We start from the raw sequence: 12,624 nt of genomic DNA on the forward strand, positions 1-12,624 counted from the left end.
CCGACCCGACCCGGGTGCTTTAGCGTGGGCCGGTATGCGGGTACTGCTCACCGGCGCGGCCGGCTTCATCGGATCGCAGATCGCCGACCTGCTGGCGGCCGAGGGCCACGAGCCGGTCTGCCTGGACGCCCTGCTGCCGCAGGCGCACGGCGGCGCGCTGCCGGAATGGTCCCGGCGGCACGACCCGACCGTCGGCGACGTCCGCGACGCCGGGCTGCTGGACCGGCTGCTGGCCGGCGTGGACGCGGTCTGCCACCAGGCGGCCATGGTCGGGCACGGGCTCGACCCGTCCGACGCGCCGGACTACGCCGGGCACAACGATCTCGGCACGGCGGTGCTGCTGGCCGCCATGCACCGCGCCGGGGTACGCCGGCTGGTGCTGGCCAGCTCGATGGTGGTCTACGGCGAGGGGCGCTACACCTGCGCCCGGCACGGCGTGGTGCGGCCCGCCGCGCGTCGCGCCGCCGACCTGGCCGCCGGTCGCTACGACCCGACCTGCCCCGGCTGCGGCGACCCGCTCACCCCGGCGCTGGTGCCCGAGGACGCGCCGCTGGAGCCCCGCAGCACGTACGCGGCCAGCAAACTCGCCCAGGAGCACTACGCCGCGGCGTGGGCCCGGCAGACCGGCGGCGGCGTGTGGGCGCTGCGTTACCACAACGTCTACGGTCCCCGGATGCCCCGGGACACCCCGTACGCCGGGGTGGCCTCGCTGTTCCGCTCGGCGCTGGCCGCCGGTCGCGCCCCGGTCGTGCTGGAGGACGGCCGGCAGCGGCGGGACTTCGTGCACGTCACGGACGTGGCGCGGGCGAACCTGCTGGCGTTGACCGCGCCGCCGCCGGACGGCCTGGTGCCGGTGAACGTCTGCTCCGGCGAACCGCACACGGTGGGCGACCTGGCCACCGCGCTGGCCGAGGCCATGGGCGGTCCGGCGCCGGAGATCGCCGGCGGCGCGCGGGCGGCCGACGTCCGGCACGTGGTGGCCGACCCGACCCGCGCCCGCGACCTGCTCGGCTACACCGCGCGGGTCACGTTCACCATGGGCGTCAAAGCCTTCGCCACCGACCCCCTCCGCTCCCCCGCCACCCTCTCCCCCCAACCCGCCTGACCCTCCGCCCCTCCGCGGGCCGCGATTTCCCGGAAAGAGTGGCCGTTCCGCCCGCGACAGCCACTCTTTCGGGGAAACTGTGCGGCCTTGCCGGTAGGGGCGAGGGCGGGTTCAGGAGACGGTGCGGAGGAGGTGGTTGACGAGGAGGGCGGTCACAGCCTGGGCGGCGAGCCAGCGGCGGTGTGTCGACGGAGGCAGGTGCGCGGCGGCGACGAGCAGCCAGACCACGAACGGCAGCCAGATCCGCTCCACCTCGGCCCTGCTCATCCCGGACAGGTCGGCGGCGGCCACCACCAGCGCGGCGGCGGCCGGCAGCAGCACCGTCGGCCCGAGCCCGACCAACCGTCCGGTCCACCCGGTCCAGCCGGTCCACCCGGAGCGGCGAGTGCCGACCGGGCGGGCAGCCGACCAGGCGGCGCGCGCCGCGACGGCGGTACGGCGCAGCGCCGGCCCGAGCACCGGCCCGGCGGAGAGCAGCAGCGCGGCCAGGTTCGCCCACACCCAGTACGTGTACGGGCGGTCGGCCGCCCAGCCCTGGTAGTAGCGCTCGACGACCCGGTCGTACCCCTCCCACCACCGGAAACCGGAGAGCACGAACAGCGCCGTGACGGCCGAGACACCGGCGGTGGCGGCGACCAGGGTGGCCCGGCGGCGGTCGGGCCGCAACGCCGACACGGTCACCGCCAGCGCGCCGACCAGCACGAACCCGTACGACAGGTGCAGCGCGAAGCCGAGCAACAGGCCGCCGGCCAGCGCGGCGAGCGGTCCGCGTACCGCCAGCAGCGCGAGCCCGGCGGCGACCACGCCGGTGAACACCGCGTCGCCGGAGGCGCCCAGCCACACCGCGCCGGGCAGCAGCACCAGGAACGGCAGCACCGCCCGGGCCGCGTCGGCGGCGCCCAGCGCGCGCAGCGTGACCGGCACGGAGACCACCACGGTCGCGCCGACCAGCACGCAGCACAGCGCGGCGGCGGCGCCCCCGCCCAGCCCGACCCGGTCCAGCCAGACGAAGACCAGCAGCGCGCCCGGCGGGTGCCCGGCGGTGTGGGTGGACCAGGAGTCGGGCTGGAAGTCCAGGATGCGGTCGGTGAAGCCGGCCAGCATGCGGGGAATGTCGGTCACCCCGGGCACCTCGTGCAGGTACTCCGCCTGCGGCGTCAACCGTCGCGTCAACCCGGCCGTCCAGCCGTCCACCAGGGCCAGCGCCAGCGTCCACGCCACCGCGGCCAGCCAGCCGACGGCCAGCAGCGGGCCCCATCGGGCGGTCCGGGCCCAGCGCAGTCCCGGGCCGAGCACGGCGAGCGCGACGAGCGCCGCGAGCGGCGTACCCCAACCGGCGTGCGGACGCCAGGTGGCGTAGAGCGGCGCCGCGTCGGCGTGCAGGCCCACGCCACGCCGGTTGAGCACCAGGCCGACCACGACGGCGGCGGCGAGCAGCGCCGCCTCGACCGCGACCACGACCAGGTCGCCCCGGTGCGGGGAGCCGGTCCGGTCCGCGGCGGGGGCGCGACGCAGGGTGGGTGCGGATCTCATGACGACCGCACGGTACGGGGGGCCGGCGCGGGACGGGGCCGCAACCGCCGGCCCGTCACGGGATGGTAAGAAATGCCTGCTCGTAACGGTTCCGTAAGCACGATCGAGGGCTCGGTCGGGTGGCGGTCGGCCTAGCGTCGGCGGCATGCGGACACAGATCGACGTGGTGCTGCCGTGCCTGGACGAGGCCGCCGCCCTGCCCGGCGTGCTGAACGCGTTACCGCCGGGTTACCGGGCGATCGTGGTGGACAACGGCTCCCGGGACGGCTCGCCCGAGGTGGCGGCCCGGCACGGCGCCCGGGTGGTACGCGAACCACGTCGCGGTTACGGCGCGGCCGTGCACACCGGGCTGGAGGCCGCCGGGACGGAGCTGGTCTGCGTACTGGACGCGGACGGCTCGTTCGACCCGGCGGAGCTGCCGGCGCTCGTCGCCCCGGTCGCGGCCGGCACGGCCGACCTGGCGGTGGGGCGCCGTCGACCGGTGTCGGCCGGCGCCTGGCCGTGGCACGCGCGGGCCGGCACCGCGCTGGTCGCCGCGTTGCTCCGGCAGCGTGGGGTGCCGCTGCGTGACCTCAGCCCGATCCGGGTGGCCCGCCGCGAGGCGTTGCTGGCGCTCGGCGTCACCGACCGGGCGTTCGGCTATCCGTTGGAGTTGATGATCCGGGCGGCGGCGGCCGGTTGGCGGATCCACGAGCACGACGTCCGCTACGCCCCGCGCGCCGCCGGCACGAAGTCAAAGGTGTCCGGCTCGGTACGCGGCACGGTCCGGGCCACCCGGGACTTCCTCACCGTGCTGCGCAGTGTGGACGGCCGGCGGTGACCGTCCTGCTGGTGGTGGCGAAGGCCCCGGTGCCGGGGGCGGTGAAGACGCGGCTGTGCCCGCCGGCCACCCCGGCGCAGGCGGCCCGGATCGCCGCCGCCGCGCTGCGCGACACGCTGGACGCGGTCACCGCCACCGGCGGTGTGACGCCGGTGCTGGCGCTGGCCGGGCGTCTGGCCGACGCCGAGGACGGCGCGGACCTCGCCGCCACGGTCGCCGGCTGGCCGGTGCTGCCGCAGTGGGGCGACGGCCTCGCCGAGCGGCTGGCCCACGCGCACGCCGACGTGGCGCACGCGTACCCGGGGCGGCCGGTGCTCCAGATCGGCATGGACACCCCGCAGGTGACGCCGGCGCTGCTCGCCGACGGCGTACGCCGGTTGGCCGCACCCGGCGTCGACGCGGTGCTCGGCCCGGCGGCGGACGGCGGCTGGTGGGCACTGGGGTTACGCGACCCGCGCCGCGCGGCGGCGTTGCGCGCGGTGCCGATGTCCACCGCCGAGACCGGGCGGCTCACCTACGCGGCGTTGTTCGACGCGGGACTGCGGGTGGGTGCCCTGCCCACGCTGCGCGACGTGGACGACTGGGCCGACGCCCGCGCGGTGGCCCGGGGTGTGCCCGGCGGCCGGTTCGCCCGCGAGGTCGCCGCGCTGCGACCCGCCCTGGTGGCGATATCGCCCGATCGTCGACCGAAGGCGGTTCGATGAGCGCCGGCCCCGCGAACGCGACCAGCGAGCCGGGCCTGCGGGCCCGCCAGTCGCCGACCCGGACCGGCCCGGCGGGCGCGACCGGTGTGCCGGCCGGTGTGGACGCCTTCGACATCGCGCTGCGCGAGCGCACCGGCAGTCACTGGCTGGTGCAGGCCGACGGGGTTCGCCGGCGGCTGCCGGTGGAACGGTGGCACGGCCCGGCGGAGGCGGCGACCGCCACGGTGGTGGCCCGCTGCCACGGCCCGGCGTTGGACCTGGGGTGCGGGCCGGGCCGGCTCACCGCGGCGCTCACCCGGGCCGGCCTGGCCGCGCTCGGCGTCGACGTCTGCCCGCGGGCGGTGGCGTCGACCCGGGCGCGCGGCGCGGTCGCGGTGCGCGCCGACCTGTTCGACCCGCTGCCGGCCGAGGGCCGGTGGCGGCACGTGGTGCTGTTGGACGGCAACATCGGCATCGGCGGGGACCCGGCGCGGCTGCTGCGGCGGTGCCGGGAGCTGCTGCACCCGGACGGCACCGTGCTGGTCGAGCTGGACACACCCGGCAGCGGCGCCTGGCAGGGCCGGGCGCACGTGGTCTCCGGCCGGCGGCGGGGGCCCAGCTTCGGCTGGGCGCGGCTGGACACCCGGGCGGTGCACGGTCCGGCCACGGCCGCCGGGCTGTCCGTGCGGGACCTGCGTTCGGCGGGCGGCCGGTGGTTCGCGGAGCTGGCCGTGGCCTGACCGCCAACTCCACGGATCGTGCCCGGGCGGCTGCGGACCGGCGCCGGTCAGACCTGAGCGGCCGGCGGCTGGAACAGCGGATGTCTCACCAGCCGACCGTGCCGAGGCTGATCGGGGTGAGCTGGCGGACCTGCGGCTCGATCCACTGCGCCGCGGTGACCAGTTTGACCAGCCGGTCGATCGTCTCCGGTGGGCCGGCGACGAAACTGCGTCGGTCGGCCGGGCAACCGTAGCGGTCGTCGAACGGGCCACCGTCGAGCGCGCGTACCACCATGCCGGCCTCGGCGGCCAGCAGCAGCCCGGCCGGCAGGTCGACCGCCTCCGGGCGGTAGCCGACGATGCCGTCGATGTCGCCCCGGGCCAGCATCACCCAGGACAGCAGCGGCGCCCACAGTTGCAGCACCCGGCGGGCGGTGGTGTCGAGCACGACCTTCAGCGCCCGGGCGGTGCTGTCGTCGCGGCGTACGCCGTGGCCCTGGGTCCAGGCCAGCACCGGCGCGGCCGGCACCGGCCGGTGTGCGGTGCGCAGCGGCCGGCCGGCCGGGTCCGCACCGTGCACGAACGCGCCGTGGCCGCGCAGGGCGGACCAGGTCCGGCCGGCGACCGGGTCGTGCACCACGCCGAGCACCGGTGAGCCGCGTTCACACAACGCGATGCCCACCACGTACGCCGGCAGGCCGATCGCCACGTTGTTGGTGCCGTCGAGCGGGTCGACCAGCCAGGCCCAGGTGGTGTCCGGGGCGTACTCGCCGCCCTCCTCGGCGATCACCCCGTGCTCCGGCCAGCGGGCCCGGATCCGGTCGACGATCAACCGCTCGGCGGCCAGGTCGAGGTCGGTGACCAGGTCACCGGAGTCGTCCTTGGCCCGGGCGTGCACCTCGCCCCGGATGCCCCGGCGCAGCAGTCGGCCGGCCGCCCGGGCGGCGCCCACCGCGAACCGGTGCGCGTCGCGCAGGTCGGGCCTGCCCCTGTTCGGCTCCACGTCCATGGCTCCTCCAGCCAGTCAGCCCCGTGCCACCAGTCGCGCGATCTCCCGCGCCATCCGCGCGGTCTCCGCCGCGTCGCAGCGGTCCCGGCGGACCCGGTGGCTGCGCCCGTCCACCGCGCCGAGGCTCAGGTCGCACGCGCCGGGTGTGGTCCGGCCGAGCGCCACGGTCACCGCGGGCGTGCCGGCGGCGACCTCCGAGGTGTGGAAGCCACCGGCGCGCAGCGCGTACGAGTCGCCGGCGGTGTGCGTCTCCACGGTGGCGGTCATCGCGGTGACCAGACGGTCGGTGGCGGCCACCTCGTCGACCTCGCCGAGGCTGTGCACCTCGTAGATCCGCCAGGAGGGGTCGGCGGGGGCGTCGGTGACGTCGATCAGCTCGTTGCGGACGGTACCGTACAGCACGTGGCTGAGCAGGTCCCAGCTGTGCGAGTGCATGGCCGAGGTGGTGGGGCGCACCGGCGGCGGGTCGGCCGGCCAGGCGTGCACGCAGATCCCGTCGGGGCCGTCACGCTCCACCGGCAGGCAGGTGAAGCCGAGCGGGTGCCGGACCGCCCGCAGTGGTCGCCGCCCGTCGGCGACGTCGGCGAGCACGTGCAGCACCCAGTCGCGCAGCAGCTCCGGCCGGGTGCCCCGGTCGATCTCGCGGGCCAGGTCGGCGTAGCTGGTCATGCGTACGGGTTCCTCGCCTGGAGGGCCTTGCGCACGATCTCGCCGACCTCCCGGTCGCCGAAGGACCGGGGCAGCGTCAGCCCGAGCGCGGCGAACAGCCGACGGACCTGTTCGACGGACGGCTCGTCGTCGAGGCGGACCTGGCCGGCGGACTCGATCGGCACCCGGCGGCTCTGCCGGCGGCTGTAGTCGAGTTCGATGTTGAACCGGTTGTAGTAGACCTCGCCGCGGTCGATGCGCAGCGCCGGCGTCTGCGGGTTCTCCTGGGTGATGACCACACAGGAGGAGGAGAGGTCGTAGCGGAACGTGGTCATCTGCGCGGAGAGCCGGATGTCGACGGTGAGCAGGCCGGAGCGTTGCATGTGCCAGCAGGCGGCGAGCACCGTCGCGTACGACTCCTTGCGGGTGCGGTCGACCGTCCACGGTTCCTTCGGTTCGGTCGGCTCGTCGGCTTCCAGGCTGCGCCGGAACCACGCGTACCGCTCGCAGACCTCCTCGTCGGTCGGGTCGATGATCTCGATGGCGAGGCTGAGCGTGGCGTTGCGGCGGCGGGCGTGTTTCAGGCACTCGGGCAGCGTGACGGCGCGCAGGTAGGTGCCGGTGCCGCCCTTGAAGTGCCACTGGTCGGTGTGCTGCCGCGCCTCGTCGAGCGCCTGGCCGACCTCGCTGCCGTGCAGCACCCGGACCATGGAGGCGCTCTGGATCGCCTCCCGGGAGCGGGTCAGCGCGCCCTCCGGGCCGGTGAGCGCGGCCATCGGCGGGACCAGGTCGGTGAGCCGCGCGCGGACGTCCACCATGACCTGCCGGACCTCCTGCTCGGCGGTCCGGCGGCGCAGCCGGTCGCGCAGCACCGCCTGAGCGAGCAGGCCGAGGACCAGCAGGATGGCGCTGTTGACCACGTCCTGGCTGACGGTGTTGGTCAGGCCGAGGACGGCGACCGTGACGGCCAGCAGCAGACCGATGAACGCGTCGAGATTGCTGACGACCCAGCCGAGCAGGCGCGCCATGACATCCCCCGGTCGACGACGGAGCCTCCATGATAGCCCTTTGTCAATGCGCGATCACGCCCCGTTTCGCCGGTGGCGGCGGTGTGCCGCGTCGCCGGGCGGCGCAGATCAGCGACCCGCCGAGACCCGGCGCGGCCCGGGCCAGCCACCGCGAGGTGACCCAGCGACCGCCCGGCAGCCGCCATCCGACCTCGTTGGAGCGCATCGCCAGCGGGAGGAACCCGGCGCGGCGCAGCGTGCGCCGCAGCAGCGACGCGGTGAACGGGCGGATGTGCAGCCAGAGGTAGGGGTGCAGCGGGTCGACCTGGCGCGGCGCCCGGCCGGCGAGGAAGGCCAGCCGGTCCTGCACCGGGGCCAGGTTGGGGGTGGTGAGCACCAGCAGGCCGTCCGGGGCCAGCACGCGGTGGCACTCCCGCAGCAGCGCCAGCGGATCGTAGACGTGTTCGATCAGCTCGCCGGCGAGCAGCCCGGCGAAGCTGCCCGCCCGGAACGGCAGGCCCCGGGTGGCGTCCAGGCAGACCGGCAGCGCCGGCCCGCCGGCGGCCCGCCGGGCGGTGCCCAGCGCGGTCTCGGCCATGTCGGCCAGCACGAGCGGGCCGGGCAGCGCGGCCGGGTCGAGCATGCCGCGCGACCCGCAGCCCAACTCCAGCACCGGTCCGTCGCCGGTCACCCCGTCGGCCATCAGCCGGGCCGCGACGGCGCGGCGCACCCGGTGGTACGGGTCGTCGACGTACCCGTCGACCTGCGCGCCGTCGTGGTAGCTGTGGTGGTTGGCGTGCCGGCCGTGCGCCTGCGCGCGGTGCGCCGAAGTCCCGGTCGGCGGCTCGGCCATCGCACCCTCCACAGCGGTCGCCGGCCCCGTCGGCGGCGTCCACCCAAGCCTCGCACCGCGCGCGCCCGGTTGCGGGGATCTCCACCCCGGATACGCCGACGCGGCGGCCGTGGTCCGGCCGCCGCGTCGTCCGGGTGGGTCAGATGGCCCGCGCCCAGTCCAGCCGGGAGGAGTCGTCGTACTCGTCGCCGGGGATCCACCACGGCTCACCGAAGCCGCTGGTGGAGACGATGATGTTGCCGCCGTCGGGCTCGGTGTTCTCCGGCGGGATGGACAGCGCCGCGCAGTACCGGCCGTCCGGGGAGAACACCGGCGACAGGTAGAACCGCGGTTGGTCGGTGAGCTTCTTCAACCCGGTGCCGCCGAGCCGCACCGACGCCAGGGACTGGTTGTACGTGTCCCGGTCGGGATACCAGCGGGTGGTGCAGAACACCACGCGCTCGGAGTCGGGCGTGAACACCGGCCCGCTGACCCGTTCTCCCGCCTGCGGCGCGTAGAGCCGCCGGACGGTGCCGGTCGCCAGCTCCAGCACCCGCAACTGCCAGCCCTCGGAGCGGCTGAGCCAGTGCAGGACGATCATGGAGCCGTCCCGGGACCAGTCCGGGTCCCGCATGACGTGCCCCTGGGCCAGCACCCGGGTGGCGCCGGTCGCCACGTCGACCGCGATCAGCGTGTCGTCCTGCGCGCCGGTGACCAGGGCGATCTCCCGGCCGTCCGGCGACCAGGTCGGGGCGCCGTAGTGGACACCGGGCGGGTCGGCGAGGAGCGTGCGCTTCTGGCCGGTGACCCGGTCGTGGACCGCCACGTACGGCAGCAGCGTGCCGTCGCCCGACCAGGCGGTGTTCTCCCAGGCCACGTACCGGCCGTCGGGTGAGGTCTTGGCGTTGTCGCCGTCCTCCAGCAGCCAGCGCGGGGTGGTGCGGCCGGGGTCGACCTGGCGCACGCCCCAGCCGACGCTGACCAGCCACGGCCCGTTGACGGTCTCGGCGGCGGCGGCCGGTGTCGCGGCGGCCGTCCCGCCGGCCAGTCCGGTCGTGGCGGCCACACCGGTCAAGGCGGCGGCGCGCAGCAGATGACGACGGTTCAACTCGATCATGCGAAATCCCCCGTGGTAGACATCGCTCCACCCTCCTGACAGGACGGAGACGCCGGGATCGGGCGAGCGGACCGTTCACCGTCGGCCACTCGGCCAGGACGCGGGGTGAGCGGCGTCGACGCCCGGTACCCTCGCCCCGGTGACCTCCGACGCGTTGCGCCGCGCCCTGACCGAACCGGGTGACCCGCCGCTGCTCCCGCTGCCCGGGGTGGCGGTCGAACTGCTGGCCGCCCTGTCCGCGCCGCCTCGGCTCGGCGCGCACCTGCGGCTGGTGCACGACGTCGCCTGGCACCTCACCGCCGCGTTCGCCGAGCGTTTCGCCGCGGTGCCGTTCGACCGGCAGGCGGTGCTCTTCGGCGCCGCGGTGCACGACCTCGGCAAGGTCGAGCACCCGGCCGAGCTGACCGGTCCCGGCTCCGCGCACGAGGAGGCGGGCTACCAGTTGCTGCTGCGCTTCGGCGTGCCCGAGGAGCGGGCCCGCTTCGCGGTCACCCACGCCGCCTGGCACTCCCCCGGCGTGCAGTTGGAGGATCTGCTGGTCAGCCTCGCCGACAAGGTGTGGAAGGGCCGCCGGGTCACCGACCTGGAGCAGCTCGTGGTGGACCGGCTCGCCGACATCACCGGGCAGGAGCCCTGGCAGACGTTCCTGGACCTCGACGACGTGCTCGCCGACCTGGCCGCCGGCGCGGACCACCGGCTCGCCTTCCAGGCCGAGCATCCGGTGCACGACTGATTCTGAACCGATTGACTTTCGATAGCTTCCGAGTGATAGTCGATGCATGGTGACTACCGAGCGTGCGGTGACCGCACTGCATGCCTTCCTCGTCCTACTGTTCGGCATTCTGCTGCTGTTCCAGACCATGTCGTTGCCGGGCCAGTTCGCGCACCTGGCCCGGGAGGACCCGGAGATGGCGTACCTGCGCTGGCCGGCCACCGCCGTGACCGTGTTCTGGGTGCTCTGCGTGCAGGTGGTGATCGTGTGCACCTGGCAGTTGCTCACCCTGGTCCGCACCGACCGCATCTTCACCGAGGCGTCCCTGGCCTGGGTCGACGGGATCGTCTGGGCCGTCGCCGCCGCCTGGGCGAGCCTGGTCGCCGTCTTCCTCTACGTCGGGTTCCACGCGAACGACCCGGGACTGCCGCTGCTGCTGTTCCTGCTCACCACCGGCGTCAGCGTGCTCGGGCTGCTGATGGTGGTGATGCGTGCGCTGCTGCGGCAGGCCACCACGCTGCGCACCGACATGGAAGCGGTGATCTGATGCCCATCGTCGTCCGCATCGACGTCGAGCTGGCCAAACGCAAGATGAGCGTCGGCGAGTTCGCCGAGCGGGTCGGGCTCACCCCGGCCAACGTCGCGGTGCTCAAGAACGGTCGCGCCAAGGCCGTCCGCTTCAGCACCCTGGAGGCCATGTGCCGGGTCCTCGACTGCCAACCCGGCGACCTGCTCGAATGGGTCGCCGGCGGGGAGGAGGCATGAGATACGCGCTCACCGCCCTGGCCGCCCTCGCCGTCGCGCTCGGCGTCGCCGGCTTCGGGTACGGGGAGATCGACGACTCCCCCGGCCTCCAGCTCCTGTCCGCGCTGCTCGTCATCGGCGCGGTCGCCGTCGCCGTGCGCGTCGCCCGGCGTACCCGGTAGGGCCGGCGCCCCCTCGACGCCGGCCCCGCCGGTCAACCCTTCACGCAGACGACCTGCTTGAGGTGGGCGACCACCTCGACCAGGTCCTCCTGCTGGGCCATCACCTCGGTGATGTCCTTGTAGGCGGCCGGGATCTCGTCGACCACCCCGGCGTCCTTGCGGCACTCCACGCCGGCGGTCTGCGCGGCCAGGTCGGCCGTGCTGAACGTCCGCTTCGCCTGCCCCCGCGACATCCGCCGCCCCGCGCCGTGCGACGCCGAGCAGTACGCGTCGAGGTTGCCCTTGCCGCGCACGACGTACGAGCCGGTGCCCATCGAGCCGGGGATGATGCCCAGGTCGCCGTCGCCGGCCCGGATCGCCCCCTTCCGCGTCACCAGCACCTCCACGCCGTCGTACCGCTCCTCCGCCACGTAGTTGTGGTGGCAGGAGATCGGCTCGTCGTAGCCGACCCGCGGGAACGCGTCCCGGACCACCTGGCAGAGCAGCGCCAGCATGACCGCCCGGTTGCGCCGCGCGTACTCCTGCGCCCACCACAGGTCCCGGCGGTAGGCGTCCATCTCCGGCGTGCCGGACAGGAACACCGCCAGGTCACGGTCGGGCAGGTCGGTGTTGTGCGGCAGCCCGCGCGCCACCGCCATGTGCCGCTCGGCCAACTCCTTGCCGATGTTGCGGGAACCGGAGTGCAGCATCAGCCAGACCCGACCGTCGTCCGGGCCGCCCTGCTCCAGGCAGACCTCGATGAAGTGGTTGCCGCCGCCGAGCGTGCCGAGCTGCCGCTGCGCCCGCGTCTCGAGCTGCGCCACCTTCCGGTCGAGCGTGCCGAACCGACGCCAGAAGTCGACCCAGCCGGCCTGCTCCAGACCCCGGACCCGACGCGGGTCGACCGCGTCGTCGCGCATCGCGAACCCGACCGGGATCGCCGCCTCGATCGCCGACCGCAGCGGCCCGAGGTCGTCGGGCAGGTCGGCGGCGGTGAGCGAGGTGCGCACCGCGGACATGCCGCAGCCGATGTCCACGCCGACCGCGGCCGGCGAGACGGCCTGCCGCATGGCGATGACCGAGCCGACCGTCGCGCCCTTGCCGAAGTGCACGTCCGGCATCACCGCGACGCCCTGCACCCAGGGCAGCGCGCCGATGTTGCGCAGTTGCCGGGCCGCCTGCGCCTCGATCGCGTACGGGTCGGTCCAGACCCGGACCGGCGCCCGGGTACCGGCCAGCGGGGTGAAACCCATGATCGTCTCCTTGCTCGTGGGATGTAGGCCGTACGGGACTCGAACCCGTAGCCTCCCGGGCGAGAACCGGGTGAGCTGCCCATTTGCTCCAACGGCCCGTGCCGGGACGGACGTCCCGGGAATTCGCCCCGGACACGGAGAACCGCCCGGCTCCGGTCTGGGGCGGGCGGTTCGCGCGGATCGTCGCGTCGGCGCTAGACGCGCCACCACCCCGGTTGCCGCCGCTGTTCCCGGCGGCCACCGCGGCCCGGTTCGGGCAGCAGGGCACCGGCGCGCGGCAC

At 75.0% G+C, this 12,624-nt stretch carries 15 protein-coding genes and 1 tRNA gene; 8 read left to right on the forward strand and 8 right to left on the reverse strand.

Translation table 11 applies throughout. The features are described from left to right. Nucleotides 1-34 precede the first annotated feature (34 nt). The gene (locus tag AB0B02_RS05360; protein WP_357297032.1) at nt 35-1,105 is read left to right on the forward strand and encodes an NAD-dependent epimerase/dehydratase family protein; all 1,071 of its coding nucleotides are present in this window, start codon (nt 35-37) and stop codon (nt 1,103-1,105) included. Nucleotides 1,106-1,216: 111 nt separating this feature from the next. Here the strand turns inward: AB0B02_RS05360 and AB0B02_RS05365 are convergent, their stop codons facing one another. Further along, entirely contained in the window at nt 1,217-2,638 is a 1,422-nt protein-coding gene (locus AB0B02_RS05365) for a hypothetical protein (protein ID WP_357297035.1), read from the reverse strand. A gap of 145 nt (nt 2,639-2,783) precedes the next feature. Here AB0B02_RS05365 and AB0B02_RS05370 point away from each other — a divergent pair, with 145 nt between their 5' ends. Genes AB0B02_RS05370 through AB0B02_RS05380 form a run of 3 tightly spaced genes read left to right on the forward strand, consistent with a single transcriptional unit; the run spans nt 2,784 to nt 4,881 of the window. Beyond that, nucleotides 2,784-3,458 carry a glycosyltransferase family 2 protein gene (locus AB0B02_RS05370; RefSeq protein WP_281941557.1) on the forward strand — a complete coding sequence of 225 codons (675 nt, stop codon included), beginning with the start codon at nt 2,784-2,786 and terminating at the stop codon, nt 3,456-3,458. Continuing rightward, nucleotides 3,455-4,162 (forward strand): DUF2064 domain-containing protein, encoded by a 708-nt coding sequence (locus AB0B02_RS05375; RefSeq protein ID WP_357297037.1) that lies wholly within the window; start codon nt 3,455-3,457, stop codon nt 4,160-4,162. The genes AB0B02_RS05370 and AB0B02_RS05375 overlap by 4 nt, the downstream gene beginning before the upstream one ends. Next, nucleotides 4,159-4,881, forward strand: a complete 723-nt coding sequence (locus AB0B02_RS05380) for a methyltransferase domain-containing protein (RefSeq protein ID WP_357297039.1) — start codon at nt 4,159-4,161, stop codon at nt 4,879-4,881. Before AB0B02_RS05375 ends, AB0B02_RS05380 begins: the two co-directional genes overlap by 4 nt. Before the next feature lie 85 nt (nt 4,882-4,966). Here AB0B02_RS05380 and AB0B02_RS05385 read toward each other — a convergent pair whose 3' ends face one another. From AB0B02_RS05385 to AB0B02_RS05405, 5 genes are all read right to left on the reverse strand, one after another. After that, nucleotides 4,967-5,869 carry an inositol monophosphatase family protein gene (locus AB0B02_RS05385; protein ID WP_281941571.1) on the reverse strand — a complete coding sequence of 301 codons (903 nt, stop codon included), beginning with the start codon at nt 5,867-5,869 and terminating at the stop codon, nt 4,967-4,969. A 15-nt stretch (nt 5,870-5,884) separates the two neighbouring features. Next, on the reverse strand, nt 5,885-6,538 hold the full coding sequence (locus AB0B02_RS05390; RefSeq protein WP_281941573.1) for a hypothetical protein: 654 nt from the start codon (nt 6,536-6,538) through the stop codon (nt 5,885-5,887). Further along, nucleotides 6,535-7,545 carry a hypothetical protein gene (locus AB0B02_RS05395; RefSeq protein ID WP_281941575.1) on the reverse strand — a complete coding sequence of 337 codons (1,011 nt, stop codon included), beginning with the start codon at nt 7,543-7,545 and terminating at the stop codon, nt 6,535-6,537. Before AB0B02_RS05395 ends, AB0B02_RS05390 begins: the two co-directional genes overlap by 4 nt. A gap of 43 nt (nt 7,546-7,588) precedes the next feature. Continuing rightward, a complete protein-coding gene (locus tag AB0B02_RS05400) occupies nt 7,589-8,377 on the reverse strand; it encodes a class I SAM-dependent methyltransferase (protein ID WP_281941577.1) in 789 nt (262 codons plus the stop codon). Between the two features lie 139 nt (nt 8,378-8,516). After that, entirely contained in the window at nt 8,517-9,473 is a 957-nt protein-coding gene (locus tag AB0B02_RS05405; protein ID WP_357297043.1) for a hypothetical protein, read from the reverse strand. A 139-nt stretch (nt 9,474-9,612) separates the two neighbouring features. Between AB0B02_RS05405 and AB0B02_RS05410 the strand changes: the two genes are divergently transcribed. From AB0B02_RS05410 to AB0B02_RS05425, 4 genes are all read left to right on the forward strand, one after another. Further along, on the forward strand, nt 9,613-10,206 hold the full coding sequence (locus AB0B02_RS05410; protein WP_281941581.1) for an HD domain-containing protein: 594 nt from the start codon (nt 9,613-9,615) through the stop codon (nt 10,204-10,206). Between the two features lie 67 nt (nt 10,207-10,273). After that, complete coding sequence (locus tag AB0B02_RS05415) at nt 10,274-10,732, forward strand: DUF2975 domain-containing protein (protein ID WP_357297045.1); 459 nt, start codon at nt 10,274-10,276, stop codon at nt 10,730-10,732. After that, complete coding sequence (locus tag AB0B02_RS05420) at nt 10,732-10,950, forward strand: helix-turn-helix transcriptional regulator (RefSeq protein WP_357297047.1); 219 nt, start codon at nt 10,732-10,734, stop codon at nt 10,948-10,950. Before AB0B02_RS05415 ends, AB0B02_RS05420 begins: the two co-directional genes overlap by 1 nt. Continuing rightward, on the forward strand, nt 10,947-11,111 hold the full coding sequence (locus AB0B02_RS05425; RefSeq protein WP_357297049.1) for a hypothetical protein: 165 nt from the start codon (nt 10,947-10,949) through the stop codon (nt 11,109-11,111). The genes AB0B02_RS05420 and AB0B02_RS05425 overlap by 4 nt, the downstream gene beginning before the upstream one ends. Nucleotides 11,112-11,143: 32 nt before the next feature. Here the strand turns inward: AB0B02_RS05425 and AB0B02_RS05430 are convergent, their stop codons facing one another. Further along, nucleotides 11,144-12,343 (reverse strand): RtcB family protein, encoded by a 1,200-nt coding sequence (locus AB0B02_RS05430; protein WP_281941586.1) that lies wholly within the window; start codon nt 12,341-12,343, stop codon nt 11,144-11,146. Between the two features lie 24 nt (nt 12,344-12,367). Beyond that, nucleotides 12,368-12,441 (reverse strand) — tRNA-Glu (locus AB0B02_RS05435). Nucleotides 12,442-12,624 lie beyond the last annotated feature (183 nt).

This window comes from Micromonospora sp. NPDC049240, assembly GCF_040647835.1.
GTDB lineage: Bacteria > Actinomycetota > Actinomycetes > Mycobacteriales > Micromonosporaceae > Micromonospora.